This window comes from Polaribacter sp. HL-MS24, from assembly GCF_032758595.1.
Lineage (GTDB): Bacteria > Bacteroidota > Bacteroidia > Flavobacteriales > Flavobacteriaceae > Polaribacter.
This window is the reverse complement of sequence record NZ_CP136415.1, coordinates 90,261-116,337: the sequence shown is the minus strand read 5'-3', so window position 1 is coordinate 116,337 and position 26,077 is coordinate 90,261. Positions and strand designations below refer to the sequence as shown.

Annotated in this window: 24 protein-coding genes and 3 pseudogenes; 18 read left to right on the top strand and 9 right to left on the bottom strand. The window is 34.7% G+C overall.

The annotated features are described in order from the left end of the window. The first annotated feature begins 5 nt into the window (after window positions 1-5). The 3 genes from recF to RRF69_RS00575 all read left to right on the top strand — a co-directional run bounded on the left by recF (window position 6) and on the right by RRF69_RS00575 (window position 1,914). Window positions 6-1,085 carry a DNA replication/repair protein RecF gene (recF, locus tag RRF69_RS00585; protein ID WP_316940069.1) on the top strand — a complete coding sequence of 360 codons (1,080 nt, stop codon included), beginning with the start codon at window positions 6-8 and terminating at the stop codon, window positions 1,083-1,085. Window positions 1,086-1,158: 73 nt separating this feature from the next. After that, window positions 1,159-1,455, top strand: coding sequence for a DUF721 domain-containing protein (locus tag RRF69_RS00580; RefSeq protein ID WP_316940067.1), 297 nt, complete (start codon window positions 1,159-1,161; stop codon window positions 1,453-1,455). Between the two features lie 57 nt (window positions 1,456-1,512). Beyond that, window positions 1,513-1,914 (top strand): hypothetical protein, encoded by a 402-nt coding sequence (locus tag RRF69_RS00575; protein ID WP_316940066.1) that lies wholly within the window; start codon window positions 1,513-1,515, stop codon window positions 1,912-1,914. Window positions 1,915-1,990: 76 nt separating this feature from the next. Here the strand turns inward: RRF69_RS00575 and RRF69_RS00570 are convergent, their stop codons facing one another. Then, window positions 1,991-2,410, bottom strand: coding sequence for a nucleoside-diphosphate kinase (locus RRF69_RS00570; RefSeq protein WP_316940065.1), 420 nt, complete (start codon window positions 2,408-2,410; stop codon window positions 1,991-1,993). A gap of 97 nt (window positions 2,411-2,507) precedes the next feature. On the opposite strand from RRF69_RS00570, the pseudogene RRF69_RS00565 reads away from it, so the two are divergent. The 6 genes and pseudogenes from RRF69_RS00565 (at window position 2,508) to RRF69_RS00540 (ending at window position 6,449) form a co-directional block, all read left to right on the top strand. After that, window positions 2,508-3,537: pseudogene (locus RRF69_RS00565) on the top strand (DHH family phosphoesterase). Continuing rightward, on the top strand, window positions 3,527-4,057 hold the full coding sequence (gene gldI, locus RRF69_RS00560; RefSeq protein WP_316940064.1) for a gliding motility-associated peptidyl-prolyl isomerase GldI: 531 nt from the start codon (window positions 3,527-3,529) through the stop codon (window positions 4,055-4,057). The pseudogene RRF69_RS00565 and the gene gldI overlap by 11 nt, the downstream one beginning before the upstream one ends. Window positions 4,058-4,066: 9 nt before the next feature. Then, complete coding sequence (locus tag RRF69_RS00555) at window positions 4,067-4,798, top strand: FKBP-type peptidyl-prolyl cis-trans isomerase (RefSeq protein ID WP_316940063.1); 732 nt, start codon at window positions 4,067-4,069, stop codon at window positions 4,796-4,798. A 5-nt stretch (window positions 4,799-4,803) separates the two neighbouring features. After that, window positions 4,804-5,184: a peptidylprolyl isomerase gene (locus RRF69_RS00550; RefSeq protein WP_316940062.1), complete on the top strand. Its 381-nt coding sequence runs from the start codon at window positions 4,804-4,806 to the stop codon at window positions 5,182-5,184. 10 nt (window positions 5,185-5,194) lie between these two features. Continuing rightward, window positions 5,195-5,887, top strand: a complete 693-nt coding sequence (locus tag RRF69_RS00545) for a peptidylprolyl isomerase (RefSeq protein WP_316940061.1) — start codon at window positions 5,195-5,197, stop codon at window positions 5,885-5,887. 1 nt (window position 5,888) lies between these two features. Beyond that, a complete protein-coding gene (locus RRF69_RS00540; protein ID WP_316940060.1) occupies window positions 5,889-6,449 on the top strand; it encodes a phosphatase PAP2 family protein in 561 nt (186 codons plus the stop codon). Here RRF69_RS00540 and RRF69_RS00535 read toward each other — a convergent pair. Continuing rightward, complete coding sequence (locus RRF69_RS00535) at window positions 6,438-8,438, bottom strand: LTA synthase family protein (protein WP_316940058.1); 2,001 nt, start codon at window positions 8,436-8,438, stop codon at window positions 6,438-6,440. The genes RRF69_RS00540 and RRF69_RS00535 overlap by 12 nt on opposite strands. Window positions 8,439-8,633: 195 nt before the next feature. Here RRF69_RS00535 and RRF69_RS00530 point away from each other — a divergent pair, with 195 nt between their 5' ends. From RRF69_RS00530 to RRF69_RS00495, 8 genes and pseudogenes are all read left to right on the top strand, one after another. Continuing rightward, complete coding sequence (locus RRF69_RS00530; RefSeq protein WP_316940057.1) at window positions 8,634-10,181, top strand: sugar porter family MFS transporter; 1,548 nt, start codon at window positions 8,634-8,636, stop codon at window positions 10,179-10,181. Window positions 10,182-10,737: 556 nt separating this feature from the next. Next, window positions 10,738-12,138, top strand: coding sequence for an arginine decarboxylase (locus RRF69_RS00525; RefSeq protein WP_316940056.1), 1,401 nt, complete (start codon window positions 10,738-10,740; stop codon window positions 12,136-12,138). Beyond that, window positions 12,125-13,073: pseudogene (gene speB / locus RRF69_RS00520) on the top strand (agmatinase). Before RRF69_RS00525 ends, speB begins: the two are co-directional and overlap by 14 nt. Window positions 13,074-13,078: 5 nt before the next feature. After that, window positions 13,079-14,620 carry a carbon-nitrogen hydrolase family protein gene (locus RRF69_RS00515; protein WP_316940055.1) on the top strand — a complete coding sequence of 514 codons (1,542 nt, stop codon included), beginning with the start codon at window positions 13,079-13,081 and terminating at the stop codon, window positions 14,618-14,620. A gap of 1 nt (window position 14,621) precedes the next feature. Continuing rightward, a complete protein-coding gene (locus RRF69_RS00510; protein WP_316940054.1) occupies window positions 14,622-15,590 on the top strand; it encodes a deoxyhypusine synthase family protein in 969 nt (322 codons plus the stop codon). A gap of 2 nt (window positions 15,591-15,592) precedes the next feature. After that, on the top strand, window positions 15,593-15,850 hold the full coding sequence (locus RRF69_RS00505) for a hypothetical protein (RefSeq protein ID WP_316940053.1): 258 nt from the start codon (window positions 15,593-15,595) through the stop codon (window positions 15,848-15,850). 11 nt (window positions 15,851-15,861) lie between these two features. After that, window positions 15,862-16,122, top strand: coding sequence for a hypothetical protein (locus tag RRF69_RS00500; RefSeq protein ID WP_316940052.1), 261 nt, complete (start codon window positions 15,862-15,864; stop codon window positions 16,120-16,122). 2 nt (window positions 16,123-16,124) lie between these two features. Further along, a complete protein-coding gene (locus RRF69_RS00495) occupies window positions 16,125-16,544 on the top strand; it encodes a VOC family protein (protein ID WP_316940051.1) in 420 nt (139 codons plus the stop codon). Window positions 16,545-16,817: 273 nt separating this feature from the next. Here the strand turns inward: RRF69_RS00495 and mnmE are convergent, their stop codons facing one another. The 6 genes from mnmE to RRF69_RS00465 all read right to left on the bottom strand — a co-directional run bounded on the left by mnmE (window position 16,818) and on the right by RRF69_RS00465 (window position 22,403). After that, window positions 16,818-18,212: a tRNA uridine-5-carboxymethylaminomethyl(34) synthesis GTPase MnmE gene (gene mnmE / locus RRF69_RS00490; RefSeq protein WP_316940050.1), complete on the bottom strand. Its 1,395-nt coding sequence runs from the start codon at window positions 18,210-18,212 to the stop codon at window positions 16,818-16,820. Window positions 18,213-18,297: 85 nt separating this feature from the next. Further along, window positions 18,298-18,732: a DUF4268 domain-containing protein gene (locus RRF69_RS00485; RefSeq protein ID WP_316940049.1), complete on the bottom strand. Its 435-nt coding sequence runs from the start codon at window positions 18,730-18,732 to the stop codon at window positions 18,298-18,300. A gap of 64 nt (window positions 18,733-18,796) precedes the next feature. After that, entirely contained in the window at window positions 18,797-19,378 is a 582-nt protein-coding gene (locus RRF69_RS00480; RefSeq protein ID WP_316940048.1) for a tRNA-(ms[2]io[6]A)-hydroxylase, read from the bottom strand. Continuing rightward, a complete protein-coding gene (locus tag RRF69_RS00475) occupies window positions 19,372-21,570 on the bottom strand; it encodes a SulP family inorganic anion transporter (RefSeq protein WP_316940047.1) in 2,199 nt (732 codons plus the stop codon). Before RRF69_RS00475 ends, RRF69_RS00480 begins: the two co-directional genes overlap by 7 nt. Next, window positions 21,571-22,203 carry a universal stress protein gene (locus RRF69_RS00470; protein WP_316941149.1) on the bottom strand — a complete coding sequence of 211 codons (633 nt, stop codon included), beginning with the start codon at window positions 22,201-22,203 and terminating at the stop codon, window positions 21,571-21,573. It abuts the gene before it with no gap. A 44-nt stretch (window positions 22,204-22,247) separates the two neighbouring features. Beyond that, the gene (locus RRF69_RS00465; protein WP_316940046.1) at window positions 22,248-22,403 is read right to left on the bottom strand and encodes a universal stress protein; all 156 of its coding nucleotides are present in this window, start codon (window positions 22,401-22,403) and stop codon (window positions 22,248-22,250) included. 125 nt (window positions 22,404-22,528) lie between these two features. Between RRF69_RS00465 and RRF69_RS00460 the strand changes: the two genes are divergently transcribed. Continuing rightward, window positions 22,529-24,343 (top strand): sodium:proton antiporter, encoded by a 1,815-nt coding sequence (locus RRF69_RS00460; protein ID WP_316940045.1) that lies wholly within the window; start codon window positions 22,529-22,531, stop codon window positions 24,341-24,343. Between the two features lie 3 nt (window positions 24,344-24,346). Here the strand turns inward: RRF69_RS00460 and dnaX are convergent. Next, a pseudogene (gene dnaX / locus RRF69_RS00455) lies at window positions 24,347-26,052 on the bottom strand (DNA polymerase III subunit gamma/tau). Window positions 26,053-26,077: the final 25 nt, after the last annotated feature.

Genomic DNA, 26,077 nt, shown 5'->3' with positions numbered 1-26,077 from the left:
TATTGATGTATTTACAGAAGCTTTCTTTAGTTAATTTTAAAAATATTGATTCCCAATCCTTTGATTTTCAAGAGAAAATAAATTGTTTTGTGGGTGATAATGGTGTGGGGAAAACCAATGTTCTAGATGCCATTTATTATTTGTCATTTGCTAAAAGTTACTTTAATTCTGTTGCAATACAGAATATCAAGCATGGTGAAGGTTTTTTTATGGTAGAAGGAGATTATTTTCTAAATGATCGAATTGAGAAGATTGTTTGTAGCTTGAAGCGAGGTCAAAAAAAAGTTTTAAAAAGAAATGGAAAGAGCTATGAGAAATTTTCCGAGCATATAGGACAATTGCCATTAGTGATCATTTCTCCTGCTGACAGAGACTTAGTGACTGAAGGTAGTGAGACTCGACGTAAATTTATCGACGGTGTAATTTCTCAACAAAATAAAAGTTACCTCAAAGACTTGATTTTTTATAATAAAGTATTGAGTCAGCGAAATGCTTTGTTGAAGTATTTTGCAGCCAATCGAACTTTTGATGCTCTTAACCTGAGTGTTTATGATGAACAGTTAGCCGATTTTGGAACGAGAATTTATGAAGTTAGAAATTCATTTTTAGAAGCTTTTATCCCTATTTTTAATGAGAAATACCAAATAATTTCTGGGGATAAAGAACACGTAGATTTAAAATATCGAAGTCAGCTTCAGGATTTTTCAATGATAGATCTTCTGGCGAAATCTATAGATAAAGATAAAATTACTCAATATACCACTTCAGGAATTCATAAAGACGATTTAAGTTTTGAAATCGGGGATTATCCTATTAAAAAATTTGGTTCTCAAGGGCAACAAAAATCATATTTAATTGCTTTAAAATTAGCGCAATTTGAATTTATCAAACAGCAATGCAATGTGACACCAATTTTGCTCTTAGATGATATTTTTGACAAGCTAGATGAGAGTAGGGTCTCACATATTATTGAACTGGTCAACAATGATGAGTTTGGTCAAATTTTTATTACAGATACCCATTCGGAACGAACAGAAAATATTTTAAAACAGCATCAGAAGCCTTATCAAATTTTTAAATTGTAGTCCATAAGTTCATCGTTAAGGTGCAAAGTTATCAAAGGAATCCGAATATGGGGTTCAAAAAAAAAGTAAAAAAATGACAAAAAGAGAAAACGATTCATTTTCAGTAAAAGATTTAATGCAAAGTTTTATCAATGAAAATAATTTGAGCAAAGGAATGCAGAAAATGAAGATTGAAGAAACCTGGAATAAATTAATGGGTCAAGGAGTTGCAAGCTATACCAGTTCGGTTCGTTTGCAAAATAAAACCTTAATCATCCAACTAACTTCTTCGGTCTTACGTGAAGAGTTGAGTCATGGAAAAGATAAAATTATTAAAATAATGAATGAAGAGTTCGGAGAGGAAATTATTTCAAAACTGATGTTGATTTAAAAGAGTCTCTTTTTTTTAACTTACCCAATATAATTTTTTTACTTTTAACTAATTTCGATGAAAAATATACTTGTAATTTTATTTTGTTGTACCCTTTTTCAGTGTTCCTCAAATGACGTTACTGCGGATTCTCCCGAAGCAACGGTAATTGGAAGATGGAATCTCGATGGATTTCAAGGAAATGTGATGTATGAGTTTACAGAAAACAAACGCTATACTTTGTATTCCTCAGATGGAATTTTTGAGTCAGTACAAGACCTTATTGATAGCGGACGTGTAGGTAATGACTGGTGGTATGAAGGCAATCAAATTACGGTTGATTTAAATTTTGGGAATTTTTCTACATTAACTCCAACGTTTAAATGCCAAAATAACGTGATAGTTTGGACGACAGTTTCCGATGCGTTTCATGGAACCTATTTTAGAGAGGGGTATGATTTTAATACCTGTTCAGAATAGATCTGATAGAGAATTTACTCCAAAAAAAAACTCACAACGAAAGGTGTGAGTTTTTTTTATCTGTGGTGGAATTTTTTTAAAATTGCTCTCTACCTGAAAAGTGAAAGTTAGCTTCAATAGCAGCATTTTCATCAGAGTCAGAACCGTGAACGGCATTTTCTCCCATAGAAGTTGCATACAGTTTTCTAATCGTTCCTTCTGCAGCGTCTGCTGGATTGGTGGCACCAATTAAAGTTCTAAAATCTTCAACTGCATTTTCTTTTTCTAAGACAGCAGCCACAATAGGACCTCGTGTCATGAATTCTACTAATTCTCCAAAAAATGGACGTTCGTTATGCACAGCATAAAAAGCTTCAGCATCTGCTTTGGTCATTTGTGTTTTCTTCAATGCTACAATTCGAAAACCTGCAGCATTCATTTTTTCTAAAATCGCTCCAGTATGCCCGTTTTCAACAGCATCTGGTTTTAGCATTGTAAATGTTCTATTTGTTGCCATATTGACTTTTTAATTACTTGTGTCTATTTGTGAAATGTTTCACAAAATCGATGCAAAACTACATAAATTTTTTAATTAAATTGTATCTTAGCTGCCTATGATTTTAAAAGGATTTGAAGCGTTACAGGGGTTTTTAGAAAAGCCAAAAAGCATTGTTGTAATTGGGCACAGAAACCCCGATGGTGATGCGATTGGATCAACATTAGCTTTGGCTCAATATTTAAATAAGAAAGGGCATTCTGCTACTGTGGTAGTCCCGAATGAGTATCCTCATTTTTTGCACTGGTTGCCTTATTTCGGAGAGTACCTATCGTTTTGATTGGCAGAACAGTCAGTCGCAGAGAGCCATCTCGAATTCAGATTTAATTTTTCTGTTAGATTTTAATGCCCTCCACCGTGTAGGATCTGACATGCAAAACACGTTGGAAGCATATCCAAACGATTTTGCCATGATCGATCATCATCAACAACCTGAAGAGGTTACCTATATGTATTCAGATGTAGAAGTATGTTCTACCTGTCAAATGGTCTATCAATTTATAGAAATGAACAACGATCTAGCACTCATAGATGCCGATATTGCTACTTGTTTGTATACTGGGATTATGACCGATACAGGATCTTTTCGTTTTCGTTCGACTACCAGTACTACCCATCGAATCATAGCAGATTTAATAGACAAAGGGGCTCAAAACGATGTCATTCACAATAACGTATACGATGCTAATTCCTACAATCGATTGTTGTTATTAGGGCAAGCATTGAGCAATATGCAGATCATGACCGAATACAACACGGCATTCATTACCCTAAGTACTGAAGAGAAAAACCGTTTCGATTTCCAAAAAGGAGATACCGAAGGGATTGTCAATTATGCCTTATCTATTAAAGGAATTATTTTTGCAGCGATATTTATTGAAGATGCGGAACAGAATCTTGTTAAAATCTCATTTAGATCAAAAGGAGATTTTTCTGTGAATCAATTTTCAAGAAATCATTTTGAAGGTGGAGGGCACGATAATGCTGCTGGAGGAAAGTCAGATGTATCGTTGGAAGAAACCATTGCAAAATTCACCTCTTTATTGCCAAGATATCAACAAGAGTTAGCTGCTTCGTATGAAAACTAAAGGACTTTTTGTATTGATTTTGATTTTTGTTGCTTGTTCTAAAAATGAAGCAAGAAGACCTTTGAACCCAAAACCATCGACAACCTTACTTTCTGAAACTGTCGATCATTCAAAGGCTCTTAACGAAATAGAAGTCCAAAAAATCGAAGATTACATCGCCAATGACTCTTTACAAATCTATGAGGTATCTAAAAGTGGGTTCTGGTATAGTTATCAGAAAAAAGTCCACAATAATGCTTCTGTTCCAGTACTTGGAGATGAAGTTATTTTTGAATATCAAATTTCAGATTTGTATGGAAATCCGATCTATACCAAAGAAGAGCTGGGTCTCAAAAAGTATCTAGTAGACAAAGAAGATTTTATTTCAGCATTACAAAAAGGAATAAAGTTGATGAAAGTTGGAGAAACTGTTATCTTTGTCATCCCATCCTACCATGCTTTTGGAATTTCAGGAGATGGAAACAAAATTGGGATGAATCAAACCATAAAAAGTACCGTAACACTATTAAAAATAAATTAAAAAATGAAAATGATTACAATTAAAAATTTAGCATTCGCAGTGGTTCTATTCAGTTTAGTATCCTGCAACAAACAAGTAAATAGCTCTTCTTTAAAAACTGAAATGGATTCTGTAAGCTATGCATTAGGATTGGATATGGCAATTAAAATAAAGAAGAACTTAGATTCGACAGATGTACACTTATTCCAACAAGGTTTTAGAAATGGAATGGCTTCAAGTGATTTATTAATTCCAGAAGACCTTCAATCAGTCAATGGAGTGCTGAATCCGTTCTTTCAAAAAATGCAAGAAGCAAGAAGAAAAGCAAAGTCTGCAGAATCGGAAGCAGAAGCAGCCGTTAAATTTGCAGAAGTTAAAAAAGCTGGAATTGCTTTTTTAGAAGAAAATAAAAACAAGACTGGTATTCAGACCACAGCTAGTGGCTTGCAGTATCAAATACTCAAGCAAGGAAAAGGGGAGCAACCCGCTGGTCCTTATGCAAAGGTTAAAGTTCATTATCACGGTACCAACATAGAAGGACAGGTCTTTGATAGTTCTGTTGATAGAGGTACCCCTGCGACATTTACTTTGAATCAAGTGATAAAAGGCTGGACCGAAGGTTTGCAACTAATGAATGTTGGATCTAAATTCAAATTCTTTATTCCACAAGAATTAGCATACGGAGCCCAAAATAAAAGCGAATTAATCAAACCGTTTTCTACCTTAATTTTTGAGGTTGAATTGTTAGAGATTGTAAAATAACTACAGTGAAAAATTGTTTTGTTGCCTTTTTGGGATTGCTTGTATTCGTCTCTTGTAAATCTGCCTACAAAGATTTAAATGAGGGACTCTATGCTGACATGCACACCAATAAGGGGAGTATTCTTTTACAATTGTATGCAGAAGATACACCGCTAACCGTTGCTAACTTTGTGGGGCTAGCTGAAGGAAATCACCCAAAAGTTACTGATTCCTTACAGGGAAAAAAATATTATGACGGTCTTCGTTTTTACAGAGTTATTTCTGATTTTATGATTCAGGCTGGTGATATCCTAGAAACAGGTAGCGGACAACCCGGGTACCAGTTTGCCGATGAGTTTCCGAAGGATTCTGTAGGTGGTTTAATTTACAAGCACGATGCACCTTAGTGTTTTGTCAATGGCAAACCCTGGACTACCTAATACGAATGGAAGCCAATTTTTCATTACGCACAAGGCAACTCCATGGTTAAATGGAAAGCATAGTATTTTTGGGAAAGTGATCAAAGGGCAACAGGTTGTTGATTCCATTGTGAAATCGGATACAATTGTGTCTGTCAAAATCATACGACTTGGGAAGAAAGCCAAACGATTTGATGCCTCTAAAGTATTTATTGCCGCAGCGCAAACTGCTCTGAAAGCTGAAGAACAGCGAATGCAAGCTGCGAAAGAAGCTGAGGTGGCGAGATACAATCAGTTTTTAATCGACAAAAAAGCGACCTATACCAAAATGGGGGCAGATCAAGTATTTCCATCAACTTCTGGACTAAAAGTGTTAAAATTGAAGAAGACTTCAGGTCCAAAAGTAGTTGCCAATAAACCCATTACGATTCATTATACGTTGTATTTAGCCAATGGAAAACGTTTGCAATCGACCTTAGATGAAGGAGGGAAACCTTTCGTTTTTCAGCTCGATGATGCTGATAAGCCCTTGATCACAGGATTTAAAGAAGGTTTGTTACAATTGCGAGAAGGTGAAAAGGCGCGGCTTTTCATACCGTATTATATCGCTTATGGCGAAAAGGGAGGTGGTCCATTTCCACCCAAAGCAGATATCATCTTTGAGATAGAAATTTTAAAAGTAGGAGCATAATTTGATAGACATCATCATCCAAAAAGACAAAGAATTATTAGTCTTTTTGAACAATTTAGGAACTGAACAATGGGACCCTTTTTGGTTGGCAATTACCAATCAATTACACTGGGCCCCATTGTTCATTTTTGTCTTCTTTTTGGTTATAAAATCCAAGGGTTGGAAACGAGGAGGTTTCATCATTTTTTGTATGATTCTATTGGTTGCATTTTCAGATCAGTTTGTGAATTTAATTAAGGATTCAACTGAAAGATTGCGGCCAAACAATGATATTGCTATCCAAAGCCTATTAAGAACCTTTATCAGACCTCAAAGTTTTAGTTTCCTTTCTGGACATGCTACAACTTCAACCTTTTTTACCGTATTTACAATTTTGTTATTGAAAGATCACTTCAAATATATGTATCTGATGTGTGTTTTTCCTCTGCTTTTTTCTTATAGTAGATTGTATTTGGGAGTGCATTTCCCTATAGACATCTCGTTGGGGATTCTTACAGGAATTGTGTTGGGAAGGCTCTACTTTTTATTGTACAGAAAGGTCGATCAAAAACTATTTGGATAACTTTTTGTTGTTAAAGTACAAATATTTTGTACTGTGGTAATAGCCAGATAAAAGGCTATCCATTCTTTGTGTAATCAATGGATATTTGTCTTTTACGTCAAAAACACCCGTATCGCTTAAACGATACAAGCTTAGTTTTTTTGAACTATTGGTTTTTTCTAAATAGTATCCGTTTTTAATAAGCCCAACTGCCCTTTCTCCTTTACTATCTTGATATACAAAAGCAGCGGTATCTGTATAGCTAGTATCCAATAAGTTTCTTCCTAGGGTATAGTTGGTATAGTCCATTTTTGCAATACTGGTTGCTGTAGGGAAGATGTCAATCAATTTCGCATACTTATCCAACACTTCAGTATTTACATATTTAGGAGCATGAATAAAAAAGGGGACATGATGTCTTTGAATTTCTAAAGCATCTTCATTATTATGTATAAAATTCAACTTTTTCATTCCTCCTTGATGGTCTCCAAAAAAGACAAAAATAGTATTGTTGTAATAGCCAGATTTTTGAGCTCTTTTTAAAAACCGAGCGACATTAAAATCTAAATAACGAATACCATTCAATTGTCCCAAAGATCGAAATCCACCTTTTAATAAGATTTCATCGGTAATTTCGTGTTCTAAAATGCGTCGAAATTCCTCTTTTTGATCGGGTACAGTAAAAGGCATGTGATTGGTTGCCGTTTGAATATACGCCACAAAGGGTTGCTTATTTTGATGTAATTTTTGAAGTTCTTTGTCCGATTCTTTAAACAAATCGTAATCGTCAATTCCCCAAACATCGGCTCTAATTTCTTCTTCAAAACTACCTTCTTCAAAGATTTGCAAGCCTTCAATATTCGATTGAAAAACTCCTCTAATATTTGCCCAATTGGCACTTCCTCCTAAAAAATAACGTTTTTGATAGCCAGTATATTGGTCAAAAATAATTCGTTGATCGATGGCTAACGGATTTCTAGAAACTGTTTTTACATCGTCAATGTCTGGCAGTCCAGTAATACTTGAAAAAACACTCGCAGCTGTACCTGGTTTATGAACGTAAAATTTAGAAAAACTCAAACTCTCTTTAAGAATCGAATCCATTTTTGGTGTACTGTGTAATGGATTTCCATAAGCACTCATCGTAGCAGTTCCTGTAGACTCTAGCATTACAAAAATCACATTAGGCTTTTCTTTAAAAGGATTGGCGAATGCTACTTTTTTCTCAAACAACACCTTTTCTGTTGGTATGTTGAGGTGCTTAGCTAAGACTGGGTAGTACTTGTTAAAGTCTTCCATTACCACTCCTTCACTTCTAAAAGCAAAACTGTCGAAAAAGTACAAAACAGGATTCAAACCAAACTGATTGACTTTATTATTCTTCGAGAAAAAGGCTTCACTCCAACGCAAAGGATAGTGTGTAATGCTATTGAAAACTCCAAAACAAAGGAGTAGAAATGTAGTTGCAAAATACAGTGCTTTTACTTTTTTTGAAAGCAGAGCAGCATTTCTTTTGTTGGAAGAATACAGATACTTTGAAAACCTATGGATGAGGATTCCAAAAATAAGAAGACCAAAAAGGCCTTTGAATACAGGATAACTTTCATACAATACTTGAGCAGAAATTTTAAAATTACTTAAAAAACGAAGTGAACTTGCATCCAATCGAATTCCCAAATATTCATGGTATCCAAAATCAAAAACATAAAAAAGAAGAAGTATGAGGTAGACTGCAGTTGAATATATGCTGTTTATTTTCTTGAAAATAGTTTTTTCAAAAAAACGATGATTGGAAATTAAAATCAGCATTGAAAGTGGAAAAAATGAAAGAACAGCGAGTTTTACATCAAATCGAATTCCTAAAAAGAATGCTCTTTTCACTTCTTCAGGTGATGCATCTTGAAGGTCAATTCCAAAAAAATAAAACAGACATCGAAGTAAAAAAACAAATAAAAATAAGCAGAAAATATTTTTCAGAATCAACTGTATGTAATTGGGTATTTTCTTCATAATTTCTATAACGATCGAATTGATATTTTTGTTCTTGTGAAAGCTTCACGTTGCACAAAAATAGTCAAAACTTTGATATGATTGTATTCTGGTAATTGCATGCATTCCTTTTTCTTCGAACGCATTTATTACATCAATTAAAAATAAAAGCGGTAATATTGTTTTTCAATTTTTTACCCACAAATTTAAAAATACATGAAGAATCATAAAAACTACACCCTGTTTATAAGTTTTATCGTAGCACTAGGAGGTTTCCTATTTGGTTTTGACGCAGGAATTATTTCTGGGGTGATGTCGTATGCAGGACCTGAGTTTGATTTAAATGACATCCAATCAGGATGGGTGGTGAGTTCTCCTTCCTTTGCGGCCATGATTGCGATGCTGTTTTCAGGCAGGTTGAGTGATAAAGTTGGAAGAAAGAAATTATTACTTTTTGTGGCATTTCTCTATGCTCTTTCTGCGGGGTTTTCTGCAGTGGCCGTTTCTTACGAAATGTTGTACATCGCAAGAATGATTGGTGGTTTGGCTTTTGGAGCAGCCTTGGTGCTAGCTCCTATGTATATTGCAGAAATTTCATCAGCAGAGAATAGAGGAAAGTTAGTGGCGATTCAACAATTGAATATAGTGCTTGGTTTTTTTGCTGCGTTTTTAAGTAATTATTTTTTCAACAAATACAATACCGTTGACAGTACTTTTCTTACAGACGAAAACGTTTGGAGATGGATGTTGGGTGTCGAGTTATTTCCTGCATTGTTTTATTTTATCCTCTTGTTTTTTGTTCCAAAAAGTCCCCGTTGGTTGTATTTGATGAAGGAACAAGAAGCAGCAAAAAAAGTATTGCATAAAATTCACGGGACTGCAAAAGGAGAATTGGAAATTGCTTCTATTGAAAAAAGTGTTCACGCAAATAAGAACAAAGCTGCATTAAAAATCATTGATATTTTGAAGCCATCCTTGCGATTTGTGGTAGTCGTTGGACTTATTGTCGGGGTTTTACAACAAATCACTGGAATCAATGCCGTATATTTTTATGCAACCTCAATATTTAAACAAACAGGAATTGGGACAGATGCTGCATTTTCTTCAGGAATTTTATTGAGTACAGTTACTTTAATTTTCACCTTTATTGCGATGTATTTAATAGATAGAACGGGGAGAAGACCCTTACTTTTAGTAGGTACAGCAGGGATTGCTATCAGTTTATTATTATGTGCTTATGGTTTTAATCAAGCAACCTATCAATTGAGTGATGAAAATATCAATCAGTTTGATTTTCAAAATTCAGAAAAGTTAGCACCCTTTGCAGGAAAAGTATACCAGAGTGATATTGCATTTAAGAACGATGTCAAATCGGTTTTAGGAAATAAAATTTACAGCAAAAATGATGGTGCTATTTTAGAAGCTGCCACAACAATCAATGCAACCTTGATATTGATTGGAATTTTAGGTTTTATTGCCTGCTTTGCCTTTTCACTAGGCCCTGTAATGTGGGTCTTGCTTTCGGAGTTATATCCCCTAAAATATAGAGGTTTGGCAATTGGGATGATAGCTTTTGTGAATTCTTTTATTAGTTCTGTAGTCCAATTGATTTTTCCTTGGGAACTGTCTAATCTTGGAAATGCAACGACCTTCTTTCTCTTTGGAATTATAGCGCTTGGGGGATTCTTTGTTTTGGTAAAAATACTTCCAGAAACCAAAGGAAAATCACTTGAAGAATTAGAAAATGAGTTGATCAAAAGTTAAAATCTTATTTGATAACTATCAGCTATTCAAAGAGATAAAGAGAAACAACTTTCATAAAATAAGTTTTTTTTAATTTGTAAGCTCTTTAAATGCTTTTTGAACATGTAAAATCTTGTTTTTTAATTAAAATTAATACTAAAATTAGCCGTTTTTAGACAATATTTCAGCATAAATTTACTTTTTCAGAAATTGCGAATAGCAATGTCTATTAGGGTTTTTATGAGTTTTTTGAAAAAAATGATGGCATTCGTTATTTTTTTGTTTGTCATATTTAAAAAAAAACTATTTTTGAAGCACTTATGATAGGTTAAATGTTCAATTTCACTTATTCTGGAAACGACTTTTTATGGAAGATAAAAAGAGGTATCGCATTTAAGAAGTGCAACAGAAAAATTAGGTTTTCTTCCAATTTACTTTCATTATATATACTTCAGAATCACATCCTCCAAGGTGTGTTATTAAAAATCCGCGTATAGTTGTTATTTTATTTTAGGTTATGTAAAACCAAGTTATCAGATAGCATTTTGGTTTTTTTATAATTTTTTAATAAAATAAAATGAACACTAAATACAAAGATTTAATAGAACAAACGTTTGACTTCCCTCAAGAAGAATTTCAAGTAGAAAATGGCAACTTATTTTTTCACGATATCGACCTTACTTCATTGGTTGAGCAATATGGAACGCCTTTAAAATTTACTTATTTACCAAAAATTTCAGAAAATATTCAACGTGCAAAAAAATGGTTTGAAACCGCTATGACTGCACAAGATTATCAAGGAAAATATCATTATGCGTATTGCACCAAAAGCTCTCATTTTAAATATGTTTTAGAAGAAGCTTTGCAGAACGATATTCATTTAGAAACTTCTTCGGCTTTTGATATCGATATCATAAAAAATTTAAAAAAAGAAGGTAAGATAAAAGAGGATACTTATGTGCTTTGTAATGGTTTTAAACGAGATCAATACATCGCCAATATCGTGAGTTTAATTGACGGCGGACATACCAACTGTATTCCGATTATAGACAATTACGAAGAACTCAACTTGCTTCTCGATGAAACCACAAGCAAATTTAAAGTAGGCATCAGAATTGCTTCAGAAGAAGAACCAAAATTTGAGTTTTATACTTCTCGATTAGGAATTGGTTATAAGAATATTGTAGCATTTTATGAACGTGAGATTGCTCAAAACCCGCAGGTAGAATTAAAAATGCTACACTTTTTCATCAATACAGGGATCAATGACAATGCCTATTATTGGAATGAATTGCTAAAGTGTATGAATGTATACATTAGGCTTAAGAAGGTGTGTCCTTCATTGGATAGTTTGAATATTGGCGGCGGATTTCCGATTAAAAACTCATTGGCGTTTGACTTCGATTATCAATATATGATTGATGAAATTATCAATCAAATTAAAGTAGCTTGTGAGGAAGCAGAAGTACCCGTTCCAGATATTTTTACAGAATTTGGGAGTTTTACGGTAGGAGAATCTGGAGGTGCAGTTTATGAGGTGTTGTACCAGAAAAAACAAAATGATCGCGAAAAGTGGAACATGATCAATTCTTCGTTCATTACCACCTTACCTGACTCTTGGGCAATCAACAAACGCTTTATTATGCTCCCCATAAATAAGTGGAACAAACAATATGAACGTGTTTTGTTGGGAGGTCTGACCTGTGACAGTGATGATTATTATAATTCTGAACAGCATACCAATGCAATTTATCTTCCGAATTATGAAAAAGAAAAACCGCTATACATCGGTTTTTTCAATACGGGTGCCTACCAAGAAACTATTGGGGGTTTTGGAGGGCTTCAACACTGTTTGATTCCCCATCCAAAACACATCTTAATTCAGCGAGATAAAAAAGGAAAAATGACAACCCAATTATTTAAAGGACAACAAAAAAGTGAAGAATTACTCTCAATATTAGGTTATGAAAAACAATAGAACATTTGCAGGGATTCCAGAAGTTAATGCACAGTTAGAAACGTCTAAAATTGTATTATTAAGAGTTCCTTACGACGAAACAAGCACCTTAGCAAAAAGGAGCAGACCGTGGACCAGAAGCATTTTTGAAGGCTTCAGAAAATATGGAATTGTACGATATTGAAACAGACAGTGAGGTCTACAAAGAAGGGGTGTATTTAGCAGAAGCTATTTATGAGAATGCTTCTCCAGAAGCTATGGTGAATGCAGTTCATGAAACGACTAAAAAATACATTAACAAAAATAAATTTGTAACCATTTTCGGTGGAGAGCATTCCATTTCTATCGGAACGATTCGAGCCTTTAATGACTGCTTTCAAAATCTGACGGTACTTCATATCGATGCCCATGCAGATTTAAGAAAAGAATATGAAGGTTCTCCATACAATCATGCTTGCGCAGTGTATGAAGCCAATCAAAATACAAATTTGGTTCAAGTAGGTATCCGAAGTATGGATATTTCTGAAACTCGTGTAATGAATAAAGAGAAAGTCTTTTTTGCTCATGACATGGCTGTCAATGAATATTGGATGGATGATGTATTAGATCAACTTACTGGAAATGTATTTATCACCTTCGATTTAGATGCTTTAGATCCTTCAATCATGCCTTCTACAGGGACACCAGAGCTAGGAGGATTGTTTTATTACGAAACCTTAGCGTTTTTGAGAAAAGTCTTTACAGAACGAAATGTAGTTGGGTTTGATATCGTGGAATTGTGCCCCAATCCTCAAGATAAATCATCAGATTTTTTAGCTGCCAAGCTGTATTATAAAATGTTGAGTTATAAGTTTTCTTCAGATCAAGAAGATGAAGAAGATTATGGGAATGTAGAAAACACTCCTTTCAGCAAGTTGTCAAAGTTCAAAGACAATGATAACGAAGTTGATTTTTAACGGATATGAAAATCGAGAATATTGAAAATATTGAATTACATTATTTAACGATCCAAGATTATCAAGAGCTAAAACAAGCGATGATTGAGGCCTACTCCAATATGCAAAATACATATTGGGAAGAAGCACAAATACAAACCCTTATTTCAAAATTTCCAGAGGGACAAATTGTCATAAAAATTAATAATGAATTGGCAGGTTGTGCATTATCGTTGAGGGTAGATTATGATAAGTTTGACGACCATCATACCTACAAAGAAATAACGGGAAACTATACGTTCAATACTCATAGCAATATCGGAGATGTCTTATACGGTATAGATGTTTTTATAAAATCAGAATACAGAGGTTTGCGATTGGGTCGAAGATTGTACGACTATCGAAAAGAACTGTGTGAAAAATTAAACTTAAGAGGAATTGCCTTTGGGGGAAGAATTCCAAATTTTCATAAATATGCTGAACAGTTTTCGCCAAGAGAGTATATAGAAAAAGTAAAGCGTAAAGAAATTCATGATCCTGTTTTAAATTTTCAAATTTCGAATGATTTTCACCCTTCCAAAGTGATGAAGGGTTATTTGGAAGGAGATCAAGATTCCAACGATTTTGCTGTTTTATTAGAGTGGGACAATGTCTATTATAAAAAGAAAACTGAGAAGGCGGCGATTAAAAAGAAAGTAGTTCGTTTGGGGCTAATTCAGTGGCAAATGCGCTTGTATAAGGATTTGGAAGAATTAATGGAACAGGCAGAGTATTTTATTGATGCAGTTTCTGCATATCGTTCAGATTTTGCATTGTTTCCAGAATTTTTTAACGCTCCTTTGATGGCTGATAATAATCATTTACCCGAATCAGAGGCAATCCGAGAGTTGGCAAAATACACCCCCATCATCGTTCAGAAATTTTCTGAATTAGCCATTAGTTATAACATCAATATTATTTCGGGAAGTATGCCGGAATTAAAAGATGGGATGCTCTACAATGTTGGTTATCTATGTAGACGTGATGGAACCGTTGACAAATACGAAAAACTCCATGTAACCCCAGATGAAGCAAAAGTTTGGGGAATGCAAGGAGGAGATGAATTGAAAACCTTTGATACTGATTGTGGAAAAATTGGGGTGTTAATTTGTTATGATTCAGAATTTCCAGAATTAAGTAGAATTTTGGCAGATGAAGGAATGGATATCTTGTTCATCCCGTTTTTAACAGATACTCAAAATGGATATTCTAGAGTGCGACATTGTGCGCAAGCAAGAGCGATAGAAAACGAATGTTATGTAGCCATTGCAGGGAGTGTGGGGAACTTACCAAAACTAAATAATATGGACATTCAATTTGCCCAATCCATGGTGTTTACCCCTTGTGATTTTTCTTTTCCAGCAAATGGAATTAAAGCAGAGGCAACCACAAATACAGAGATGATTTTGATTGCCGACGTAGATTTAGATTTGTTGAAAGACTTGAATCAATTTGGAAGCGTACGAAATTTAAGAGATAGAAGAACTGATATATTTGAAGTGAAAAAGCTTCCTAAAAAAACCAATTAAAATGGAGAGACCAATTACAAATTTTATTGAAAAATATTTTTTACACTTTAATGCAGCTGCATTAGTAGATGCAGCAAAGGGGTATGAAACGCAATTAGAACAAGGATCTAAAATGTTAGTTTCTTTGGCAGGTGCTATGAGTACAGCAGAAATTGGAAAGATTTTTGCAGAAATGATACGTCAAGATAAAGTGCATATTATTTCTTGTACTGGAGCAAATTTGGAAGAGGATATTATGAATTTAGTAGCGCATTCTCACTACAAAAGAGTGCCAAATTACAGAGATTTGACACCTCAAGACGAGTGGGATTTATTATTGAAAGGACTCAATAGAGTTACAGATACTTGCATACCTGAAGAAGAAGCATTCCGACGTTTGCAAAAACATATTTTCAAAATATGGAAAGATGCACAAGATAGTGGGGAGCGATTTTTTCCACACGAATTTATGTACAAATTATTATTGTCAGGAGTTTTAGAAGAATACTACGAGATTGATTTAAAAGATTCTTGGATGTATGCAGCGGCTCAAAAAAACCTACCGATGGTAGTTCCAGGATGGGAAGATTCGACACTAGGGAATATCTTTGCATCCTATGTTTTAAAAGGAACCTTAAACGCTTCCACAATGAAATCGGGAATCGAGTACATGACCTTTTTGGCAGATTGGTACACAGAAAATTCTAAAACTGGAATTGGGTTCTTCCAAATTGGTGGAGGAATTGCGGGAGATTTTCCAATATGTGTAGTGCCGATGTTATATCAAGATATGGAGAGAGATGATACTCCTTTTTGGAGCTATTTTTGCCAAATTTCGGATTCAACTACCAGTTATGGGTCGTATTCTGGCGCTGTTCCCAACGAAAAAATTACATGGGGGAAATTAGGAATAGACACCCCAAAGTTTATCATAGAAAGTGATGCAACCATTGTAGCACCTCTTATTTTCGCGTATCTTTTAAAAATGTAGCTATGAAAAGAGTTATTGTTAATTATTCTAAACTGACGGCAGATATTTTAGATTTGTTAATTGAAAAGTATCCCGATGGATACGATTATACTGATATTATAAAATTTCAAAACTCAAAATCGGAAACTATTAGCGCAGTTGAGGTAAGAACAGAAGACACGATTTTTTTGGTAAAAATTAGTAATGAGTTAGAGAAGGCTATGGAAGATTATTCCGATGAAGATGTTTTTTTTGACGAGAGTGATTTTGATGATTTTTAATTAAAAATAGGATGAATAAGTATAGTAAACCAACCTCCATTACCATTAGTGGTCAATTTGTTGGGTATTTACATGGAGGATATGTATTTCATTTGGAAAATGAAGACATCATCGATTTTGACCAAATTAACCCAAAAGTGCTGGAAGCATTTGATTTAAAATCCAATGCGTTTAAAAACAAAACTTTTGAGATTGTCTATTCAGAAATTTTTGATGATTTAGACGATGATGACCTCGTCATTTTCAGATTAGAGAAACTTACATTGATATAATTATGGAGTCAAATTTTCACTTATCACTTCCGTGTAGGGATATTGAAAACACGAAAGTTTTTTATTCAAAAATTTTAGAAACACCCATTGGGAGAAATACCAATACGTGGATTGATGTCGATTTATTCGGAAATCAAATCACTTTTACTAAGTCTGGAGATTTTAATTTTGACTTTAAAAACTACCGTTTAGGAGATCAAATTTTACCCTCTTTTCATTTTGGCATCATTATTACAATTGACGATTTTGGAAAGTTGTACAGCAGACTCTTGCAATTGGATATTGGAGCGACCCTACAAACTACTTATATGAAGGAGAGTGTTGGTGAGCATTTATCGTTCTTTGTAAAAGATCCAAATGGATATATGATCGAATTTAAGTGCTTTAAAAATCATTCTGAAGTTTTTAAGACCCAGAAATAACTACAGAGCATACTTGTTTTTAATTTCTGAAAATAAGTATGCTTTTGTTTTGTCCCAAAACGCTATTCTAAGCGATTATCTTTCTCGAATTTCAACTTCATTTTACTGTAATTCCAATTAGATCTATGGTAAAAAAAATGAAATAAATAAAGCTGCTAACAATGGCAACTTTTGTATAAGACCTCAAAAAGTAAATACTTCTTTTCAATCCGACCTCCAGGGTACCTCACCAAAATGAGTGCGCTGTATTGTTTTATTTGAGGGCTTACAGAATTACTTTCCGATACAAAAATTAGAGAAAATATGTCCTAGAATGTCTTTGTCTACATCGTATTCCCCGGTGATATTTCCAAGGTGACGCAAACATTCTCTGATGTCTATCGAAAATAAATCGGTAGAGATTTCTAAATCAATACCTTGTTGCACAGAGGAGATGGCTGTTAAGGCGTTGTTCAGAGCTTCAAAATGACGTGAATTGGTTACAATGGTTTCATTATTACTCAACGCACCGGTATTGACTAAGGAAGTCAGTTCAGCCTTTAATGCATCGATGCCTGTTTTGTTTTTTGCTGAAAGTAAAATTAAATGTTCAATTTCAGATTCTAAAAGAGCACTATCATGACAAGACAAGGTATCGGTTTTGTTAGCAAGGACCAATAAGCGTTTGTCAGGGAAACGGTCTTTGATAATCTTAATTTCTTCTAAAAATTCTGCACTAGCGTAGGCAAATTTATTAGAGTCTATTAAGAACAATATCAGTTGTGCATTGTCTGCTTTTTCATAGGCTTTCTGAATTCCAATACTTTCGACCACATCTTGGGTTTCTCTAATCCCAGCAGTGTCTATAAAACGAAAAGCAACCCCTTCGATAATAAGTTCATCTTCAATAGCATCTCTTGTGGTCCCTGCTATCTCTGAAACAATGGCTTTTTCTTCGTTTAGAAGTGTATTCAATAAGGTTGATTTCCCAACATTGGGTTCGCCAATAATTGCAACCGGAATTCCGTTTTTCATGGCATTACCAAAAGCAAAGGAATCGATCAATCGTTTCAATACAAAAGAGATTTTTGTAACCAATTCTTTGAACCGTGTTCTGTCGGCAAATTCTACATCTTCTCCAGAAAAATCAAGTTCCAATTCAATCAGTGCGGCAAAATCTAACAACTGTGCTCGCAATTCTTTGAGTTCGTTGGTAATTCCTCCACGCATTTGCTGTATGGCCATTTGGTGGCTCGCAGCTGAGTTGGACGCAATTACATCAGCAACTGCTTCTGCTTGGGATAAATCCATTTTTCCATTCAAAAATGCGCGCATGGTAAATTCTCCATTATCTGCCATTCTACACCCACTTTTTAGAAAGAGCTGAATGATTTCTTGCTGAATAAAAGTAGAGCCATGACAGGAGATTTCAACAACATTTTCACCTGTATACGAGCGAGGGTTTTTAAAGACCGAAACCAACACTTCATCTAGAATCGTTCCCTTTTGAATGATGTGCCCTAAATGAATGGTATGGGTTTTTTCGTTTTTTAAAGACTTATTTTTTTTGATTGATTTAAAATGCGCATCTACAATTTGAATGGCGTTTTCACCAGAAAGGCGAATCACAGAAATTGCGCCCATACCTGCCGGGGTTGCTAAAGCGATAATAGTGTCATTTTGAATCATTCGACAAAGATACGGATGTAATTTTGGTTATGGAAAGTGATAAGGGCAACAAAACAGAGTTGTGACCCAATCTTCTTTGAAAGGGTTAAATATTTTTAATAATATCCTCGTATTCATTGTAGAACAACTCAAATTCGGTCATGGTTTTTACATAGAATTCAAAGCATTTTTGCCAAGTATTTTTATTGTGAATACTGAATTTCTCTTCAAAAGGGATATAAATACGTTGAATGATTTTTCCGTTATCTAACACATATTCGTCATCAAAAATCACTTCAGGAAGGTGTTCTGCTATTAAGATATTTTTTAAGGACAGTACTTGATCATAATACAGAATATTGGCTACCTCGTCTGGATTTTCAAAATCTAAACACACACAGGCTGTTTTTGTATCTGCTTGAAATTTAAAAGAAATCCCTTTTATTTTGGTATTGTATAACAACCACTTTCTAGGAAATGATTTCCCAAAACTAGTCCAAAATTCTTTTCGTAATTGTTCAGATGCTGCTTTGGAGAACATTTTTTAAGGAGTTTGAAAGTGAATATAATTTGAAAGTAAAAAAAGGAAGGCTTTTGCCTGGATGCTATCCATGAATTTTTGCTTCAGAACCTCGTTCTTTCATCATTTCCGCTTCAAAAGCAACCAAGGCATTCCATTTTTCATCGACAATTTCTCGATCTTGATAGGCTCTTGCAAATTTTAAAAATGTAGTATAATGGTTGGCCTCAGAGATCATCAAATTCGTATAGAATTTTGACAATTCTTCGTCTTCCATGTTTTCAGAAAATACTTTAAAACGTTCACAGCTTCTGGCTTCAATTAATGCAGCAATAAGAAGTCGTTGCACTAGGGCATTGGTTCGGTCTTTTGTTTTTGGGAAAAATTTTTGCAATCGAATTGCATAATCGTTTTTTTGTTCTCTACCTAAAACCATTCCTCTTTTTACCATGAGTAAGTGTACCATTTTAAAATGTTGCATTTCTTCGATGGCAATATTGCTCATTTCTTTAACCAACTCAGTTTCCTCAGAATAATTGATGATGATCGATACCGCATTGGAGGCTGCTTTTTGCTCTAAAAAAGCGTGATCGGTTAAGATCTGTTCTAAATTCACTTTGGCTATATCTGCCCATGAAGTAGCAGTTTCAAATTGTAATCCTAACATTTTTTGATGATTTTACGCAAACTCGATCCAAAATAGGCGAGAGCTTTCATTTCTTTAACACTTGCCAAACGTTCGCTGCTAAAAATTAGCAAACCAACTTTAGAAGCTTCTATATGATATTGTTTGTTACTTTCTAAAAACAAAATTAATTCATCTGTAAAAAATGCTCTAATTTTTTCTTCGTTTTTTCCCAATAAAAAAAAGCGTTTGCTAAAATCGGGATGCCCAACAATATTAATATCCTTAAACCCTGCAAAATGATAGAGGTATTCAAAAATTCCTTCTTTGTCCAATGTAAAACTCGGTACCTCTTTTTGAGGGTGAATGTGCAACATTGTCATTTTAATGACTTGTTTTGCGATGAGTTCTCCTTCTGAAAATTGTACATCAAATAGAGTACAATCTTCATTGGACAATACATTCGATATTTTGTCAATTTTTCGGGTTTTAAAGTATCCAAATTGAGGCAATTCCTCCATTTCCAAATCCGAGAAAGCATCGTAATTGTAATGCATTTCTTCACTAATTTGTTGAATGGATTTTTGCCTTTTGGTCAAAACGCCTTGTTTAGGAACGATTTGTTTTGGTAAAATTTTACGCAATGCAAAGGGATGTTCACTTCCCGATTTTGAATCGTCCAAACCGATAACTTCAAAATGACCGCCTTTTCTGGCAAAGGATTCTGCGTAGCTACTCATATTTTCCATCACTGAATGATCTACAAAATCACATAATGAAAAATCGACAATGGTTTCTTGAGTTTCTGGAATTTGGTTGAGTTTGGATTTTAATTTTGTGTAATTCAAAAATGAAGAGAAGTTTTTTACACTTACATAATATTTTCCGTCTTCTGTAAACATCAACACGTTTGGTTTTAAGACATTTTTGAGAAATAACATCACATTTTTATTGATGATGATGTGAATGATCAATGTAATTATAATTCCCACCAAGATTCCAGTAATCAAACTGGTTGTAATGGTTACAGATAAGGTAACTAAGAAAATGATTAATTGTTCAGAGCCGATTCGAAATACTTTTTGCAAGTTTTCTGGAGATGCCAATTTATAGCCTGTATAGACCAAGATTGCTGCCAAGGCTGGCAATGGAATCTTCCGTAATTCAGAGGCAAACAATAGCACAAAAAGAAGTAAGAATCCCGCATGAAAAAAGTTTGCAGATCTGTTACTCCCTTTATTGTGAACATTGACAGAGCTTCGTGCAATGACTGTAACGACATTTAATCCACCCAAAAAACCACTTATTACAGTTGCAATTCCTAAAGCTCGAATGTCTTTATTTACATTCGAACGTCGTTTTAAGGGATCCAATTTATCTACGGCTTTGATGCTTAATAAACTTTCAATACTGGCTATTAAGGTGATGGATATTACGGCATTGATAAAGCTCAATTCAGAGAGCATTCCAAAATCAGGAAAGGCAAAATTGGATAAAATATCGTTAGGCAATTCAATTAATAATTCTTTTTCGATAGGGTAGTGCACCGGACTAAACATTTCAAAGTAGTAATACATTCCAACACTGATCACCACAATCCACATAGGAGCAGGGATCAGTTGAAAATACCGGTTTCGAATTTTACTGTAAAAAGTCATAATCAGCAAACTAAGAACTCCGATAAGACCTGCATAAAAAATACTGGTATTATCCGTTTGTACAAAATGGTAAATCCCTTCAGGAATTTGAAGTAATAATTCGACAATGCTTCCTTTGGCGTCTAAATTACCAAGCATTACATGAAACTGTTTTGCGAATATTCCAATTCCGATAGCAGCCAACATTCCTTGAATAGCAGAAGCAGGAAAGAAGTCTCCCAAGGATCCCAATCGTAGGAATCCAAGAAGAATCATGATGATTCCTGAGAGTACAATGGCAGCTAGGGTAAACAAATATCCTTGATACATATTTCCGTTCCCAAGTGTTGTGATGGCAGCCAAAATTACAACCACTAGTCCATTTCCTAGTCCAGTGATGGTTACGTTAGAACCTCCTAAAAGAGCAACGACAATTCCACCTACAATAGCAGCAATAACTCCAGAGATTGGAGGTGCTCCAGATGCGAGTGCCAAGCCTAAACCCAACGGAAGGGCAATTAGAGAAACCACAAAACCAGAAAATAGGTTTTTAGGAATTTGACCCAAAAATGTTTTGAAAGTATTTTTTTGATTCATTTATTTTACAATTAAAACATCGGTGGGAAGTTCTGAGAGAATATACTCAATATCGTGAGGAAAAATTCGGTCGATAAACCGTATTTTTTCTGGGGCATTCATCACCAGTAAATCGGCGCGTTTTACTTTGGCATAGTGTCCAATAGAATAGCCTCTTCGTCCAAAAATACTTTGCATTTTTACCGTAATCCCCTTAGAATCGATGTCTTTTAAGATGTTTTTGACTCGAAGATCTTCTCTGTTTGTGATTCGTTCTTTTACAATGGTCGATTTCCGAAGGGTTCGATCGTCATGAACATCAACGTGCAATTCAGACTGACTGACTTCCTCAACAATGGTCACTTTTTTACAATTCAGTTGTTTTGAAAAATAAAATGCCATTTCAATTGTTTTTGCAGTTTTTGTATCGTGCAAACCATTGACTACAATATTTTTGCAGGCAACTCTAACAACCGAGGGCTTTATCATCAATAGTACAGAACAGGGGGCTTTGCGAGTGAGTTCTCTTGCAATAGACCCCACATAATATTTAAGGATATTTTCTTGCTGTAAAGCGCCCAAAATAAGTAGGTCGATCTGCTCATCGGTACAAGTTTTTAAAATCACATCGACAGGTTTTCCTGTTTGCCAGATAATTTTGAAAGTCTTTTTTAAAGGTTCAGCAGCATTTAATAATTTTAATAGGTCTTCTTTTTTTGAATACTTTCAGCACCCACATGAACGCAAATTAATTGAGCATCAAACATGTTAGCCATACGAACGGCTTCAAATACATTTGATTTTAGGTTGGGAGAAAAGGCAATACCAATAAGAATTTTATCTAGTGTATTCAAGTATTTAATTTAAGATTGGTCTAACGCACAAGGTAGTAAACTTTGGAAGAATGAAAAAAACTATAAAATTAATTTTTTAAGGTTGAGAAACATCCTTAAATTTACTGTATAAATTAGGAAGGTTTATGTTAGAACTTGCAGGAATTATTATTTTGGGCATATTGGCACAGTGGGTTGCTTGGAAATTTAAAATCCCTGCTATTCTTCCCTTAATTTTGATCGGTCTTTTGGTCGGTCCCATTGCAGCAGCTTACTTAAGCGACGATGGTACAAAATGGATAGAACCCATTTGGAATGGTGAAAAAGGGTTGTTCCCTTGTGATGCCTTGTATTATTTTGTATCTCTTGCCATTAGCATTATTCTTTTTGAAGGTGGTTTGACCTTAAAACGTGCAGAAATAAAAAATGTAGGCCCCGTAATTACCAAGTTAATTACCCTAGGAGCAGCGGTTACTTTTTTTGGAGCAGGAATTGCAGCCCACTTTATTTTTGGATTAAGTTGGGAGCTTTCGTTCCTGTTTTCAGGCTTGATCATCGTTACCGGTCCTACGGTAATCACACCTATTTTAAGAAATATTCCTCTAAAAAAAGATGTTTCTGCGGTGTTGAAATGGGAAGGAATCCTCATAGATCCCATTGGAGCCTTGGTGGCCGTATTGGTATTTGAATTTATCAGTGTTGGTGGAGGTGGAGGTTTTACTAAAACAGCTTTGATGGAATTTGGAAAAATTCTTTTATTTGGAACGAGTTTTGGGTTTACTTTTGCACATGCTTTGGCTTATGCCATAAACAAAAAACTCATCCCACATTACTTGTTAAATGTAGTTTCTTTATCAACCGTTTTGTTGGTTTTTGTAGAAGCTGAAATCTTCGCACACGAATCGGGTCTATTGGCAGTTGTTGTAATGGGGATGGTCTTGGGAAATGGAAAACTCAAAAGCCTTAAAGAATTACTCTATTTTAAAGAGTCATTGAGTGTCTTGCTCATCTCAATCTTATTTATTTTACTTGCTGCAAATATCAATATTGAAGATTTATTACTTCTCTACAATTGGAAGACGGCTGTACTTTTTATTCTGGTTGTTTTTGTTATCAGACCCTTGGCAGTGTTTCTAAGTACCCACAAGTCCAACTTGAAATTCAATGAAAAACTCTTTATTAGCTGGGTTGGACCTCGAGGAATTGTCGCTGCTGGGATTGCTTCCTTATTTGGGAGTAAGCTCCTGAAAGAAGGAGTTCCTGGGGCAGAATACATCACTCCATTGGTCTTTATGATTGTATTGGGAACTGTTTTGTTGAATGCGACTACAGCTCGATTATTTGCAAAGATGGTAGGTGTGTTTCTTAAAAGTTCGAATGCCATATTATTTGTGGGTGCTTCAAGTCCAGCAAGATTGATTGCTAAATATTTAACTCAAAATAACAAACGGGTTGTTTTAATCGATTCTAATAAAAGCTTTGTAGAGGAAGCAAAAAAAGAAGAATTAGAAGCTTTTTTAGTGAATATCTATGATGATGATTTGACAGATAATATCGAATTGAACGACGTTGGATATTTGATTGCCATGACGGGGAGTGAAGCTGTAAACGAGTATGCTATCAGTCGGTTTTCGAATGCTTTTGGTGAGCATGGTTCGTATCGATTGGCAACTTCCAAAGAAATTCGCTCGGGAAATTCTGAGTTTAAAGATCAATTTTTTTCTCCCAAAGATGATTATATCAATTTGAGTGAAGCATTTCGTGACAATCCTAAAATTTATGAAGTTGCCATTCATTCTGAAGAAGAATATCAGTCCATGCTTTCGAAATTGTTCAACGAATTGCGATCGGTATTGTTGTTTGTAAAAAAAGAGGGAAATTTGTATTTGATTCCTGAGTTTGAAAAATCTGGAAAATCTAAAGAAGATTGTACTTTAATATATTTAGGAAAAGGTATTTAGAATTTACAAATCCAATTCGAAAGCCTGACGCAATTTCTCTAAAAGAGGATTTTGTTCTTTCAACTTATTGAACTTCTCTTGTGGCGTGTAAGCGAATTTCTTTTCAACAGTTTCGTTTAAAATAACATGAATTTTAATTCCATAATTATTTAATTTCTCTCGTAAAAATTGCAATAATTTAGGCCTTCCTTTTTTAAATTGATCTTGCATTAATTTATTTGGAACGGTGAAGCTAATTACAAAATCTTCTTTCAGTCTTGGAGTGTCTGTAGCGACAATAGATGCCATACTGCGCTCTCCTTTTTCATTTAAAAGAGCCACATACTCTTTCCACAGTTTTTGTAGTTTTTTTTCGTCAAACCCGTCTTTTGGGTGGTTGTCGAAGTTCTCTTCTACAAAGGTTTTTTGAACCTCTTTTTTTTCGTGTATACTTTTTAGTGAAAGCGAAGAGGAGCGTCTTTGTACATGTTGCAATACAGGGTTTTCAATTTTCTTAGTTGCGGGTTCTGCAACAGGTGGTATGATTTTTATAGGGTTTTCAATTGCCGATTTTGCAATGATAGCAGGTGCCGAAGCTGTTTTTTTGGCGGGTGAAAGTGCCTGAAAAAAAGTCGCTGGAATTATGTAGTTAGCTGATTTTTTTTTTCTCCATCAAAAGTGATAGAGGCAATTTGCATTAAAGTCAATTCAGTCAACAAGCGTTGGTTTTTACTGACTTTGAATTTTAAATCACAATCGTTGGCTTTGTCTATTGCTTGTAACAAAAAAGGAATGGAAGCTTTGATAGCTTGTTGCAAATACTTCTTTTTGGCATTGTCACCTACTTCCAATAAGGCGATGGTAGCTTTGTCTTTGGCAACCAAAAGATCTCTAAAATGACTGGCCAATCCATTGATAAAATGATGTCCTTCAAATCCTTTTCCTAAAATGGTGTTGAACGCATTTAAAACCTCGGGTATTTTGTTTTCCAACAACAAATCAGTCATCGAAAAATAGGTATCGTAGTCCAAAACATTTAAGTTTTCGGTAACGGCTTCTCGGGTTAAATTTTTTCCTGAATAACTCACCACACGGTCAAAAATAGACAGGGCATCTCGCATGGCGCCATCTGCTTTTTGAGCGATGATGTGCAATGCATCGTCTTCAGCAGTTATGTTTTCTTTTTCGCAGATTATTTTTAGATAATTTTTTGCATCCAACACTCCAATTCGTTTAAAGTCAAAAATTTGACAACGCGATAAAATGGTCGGAATTATTTTGTGTTTTTCGGTTGTTGCTAAAATAAAAATGACATGTGCAGGAGGTTCTTCTAAAGTCTTTAAAAAGGCATTAAAGGCAGATGATGTAAGCATGTGTACCTCATCGATGATGTACACCTTGTACTTACCCGTTTGAGGCGGAATACGAACCTTATCGGTTAAACTTCTAATGTCATCTACAGAATTGTTGGACGCTGCATCCAATTCAAAAATATTAAAGGCAAAATCTTCGTCATCGGCCAATTCAACATCTTGCTGATTGATTTGCTTGGCTAAGATTCTAGCACAAGAAGTCTTTCCAACACCCCTAGGACCTGTAAATAATAAGGCCTGAGCTAAATGATTATTCTTGATGGAATTTTCTAAAGTGTTCGTAATGGCTTGTTGCCCAACAACATCCTCAAAAACTTGAGGACGATATTTACGCGCAGAAACTATAAAATGCTCCATGGATATTGGTTATCTTTGTGAAACA

Excerpts from the sequence above, each read along its gene's own strand:
- RRF69_RS00555 (WP_316940063.1), top strand. The coding sequence starts at position 4,067 with ATGATTACAATTAAAAATTTAGCATTCGCAGTGGTTCTATTCAGTTTA.
- RRF69_RS00500 (WP_316940052.1), top strand. The coding sequence starts at position 15,862 with ATGAATAAGTATAGTAAACCAACCTCCATTACCATTAGTGGTCAATTT.
- RRF69_RS00480 (WP_316940048.1), bottom strand. The coding sequence starts at position 19,378 with ATGTTAGGATTACAATTTGAAACTGCTACTTCATGGGCAGATATAGCC.
- RRF69_RS00525 (WP_316940056.1), top strand. The coding sequence starts at position 10,738 with ATGAACACTAAATACAAAGATTTAATAGAACAAACGTTTGACTTCCCT.
- RRF69_RS00485 (WP_316940049.1), bottom strand. The coding sequence starts at position 18,732 with ATGTTCTCCAAAGCAGCATCTGAACAATTACGAAAAGAATTTTGGACT.
- RRF69_RS00505 (WP_316940053.1), top strand. The coding sequence starts at position 15,593 with ATGAAAAGAGTTATTGTTAATTATTCTAAACTGACGGCAGATATTTTA.
- RRF69_RS00580 (WP_316940067.1), top strand. The coding sequence starts at position 1,159 with ATGACAAAAAGAGAAAACGATTCATTTTCAGTAAAAGATTTAATGCAA.
- gldI (WP_316940064.1), top strand. The coding sequence starts at position 3,527 with ATGAAAACTAAAGGACTTTTTGTATTGATTTTGATTTTTGTTGCTTGT.
- RRF69_RS00575 (WP_316940066.1), top strand. The coding sequence starts at position 1,513 with ATGAAAAATATACTTGTAATTTTATTTTGTTGTACCCTTTTTCAGTGT.
- RRF69_RS00510 (WP_316940054.1), top strand. The coding sequence starts at position 14,622 with ATGGAGAGACCAATTACAAATTTTATTGAAAAATATTTTTTACACTTT.
- recF (WP_316940069.1), top strand. The coding sequence starts at position 6 with ATGTATTTACAGAAGCTTTCTTTAGTTAATTTTAAAAATATTGATTCC.
- RRF69_RS00545 (WP_316940061.1), top strand. The coding sequence starts at position 5,195 with ATGGCAAACCCTGGACTACCTAATACGAATGGAAGCCAATTTTTCATT.
- RRF69_RS00570 (WP_316940065.1), bottom strand. The coding sequence starts at position 2,410 with ATGGCAACAAATAGAACATTTACAATGCTAAAACCAGATGCTGTTGAA.
- RRF69_RS00515 (WP_316940055.1), top strand. The coding sequence starts at position 13,079 with ATGAAAATCGAGAATATTGAAAATATTGAATTACATTATTTAACGATC.
- RRF69_RS00495 (WP_316940051.1), top strand. The coding sequence starts at position 16,125 with ATGGAGTCAAATTTTCACTTATCACTTCCGTGTAGGGATATTGAAAAC.
- RRF69_RS00475 (WP_316940047.1), bottom strand. The coding sequence starts at position 21,570 with ATGAATCAAAAAAATACTTTCAAAACATTTTTGGGTCAAATTCCTAAA.
- RRF69_RS00530 (WP_316940057.1), top strand. The coding sequence starts at position 8,634 with ATGAAGAATCATAAAAACTACACCCTGTTTATAAGTTTTATCGTAGCA.
- RRF69_RS00535 (WP_316940058.1), bottom strand. The coding sequence starts at position 8,438 with ATGAAGAAAATACCCAATTACATACAGTTGATTCTGAAAAATATTTTC.
- RRF69_RS00460 (WP_316940045.1), top strand. The coding sequence starts at position 22,529 with ATGTTAGAACTTGCAGGAATTATTATTTTGGGCATATTGGCACAGTGG.
- mnmE (WP_316940050.1), bottom strand. The coding sequence starts at position 18,212 with ATGATTCAAAATGACACTATTATCGCTTTAGCAACCCCGGCAGGTATG.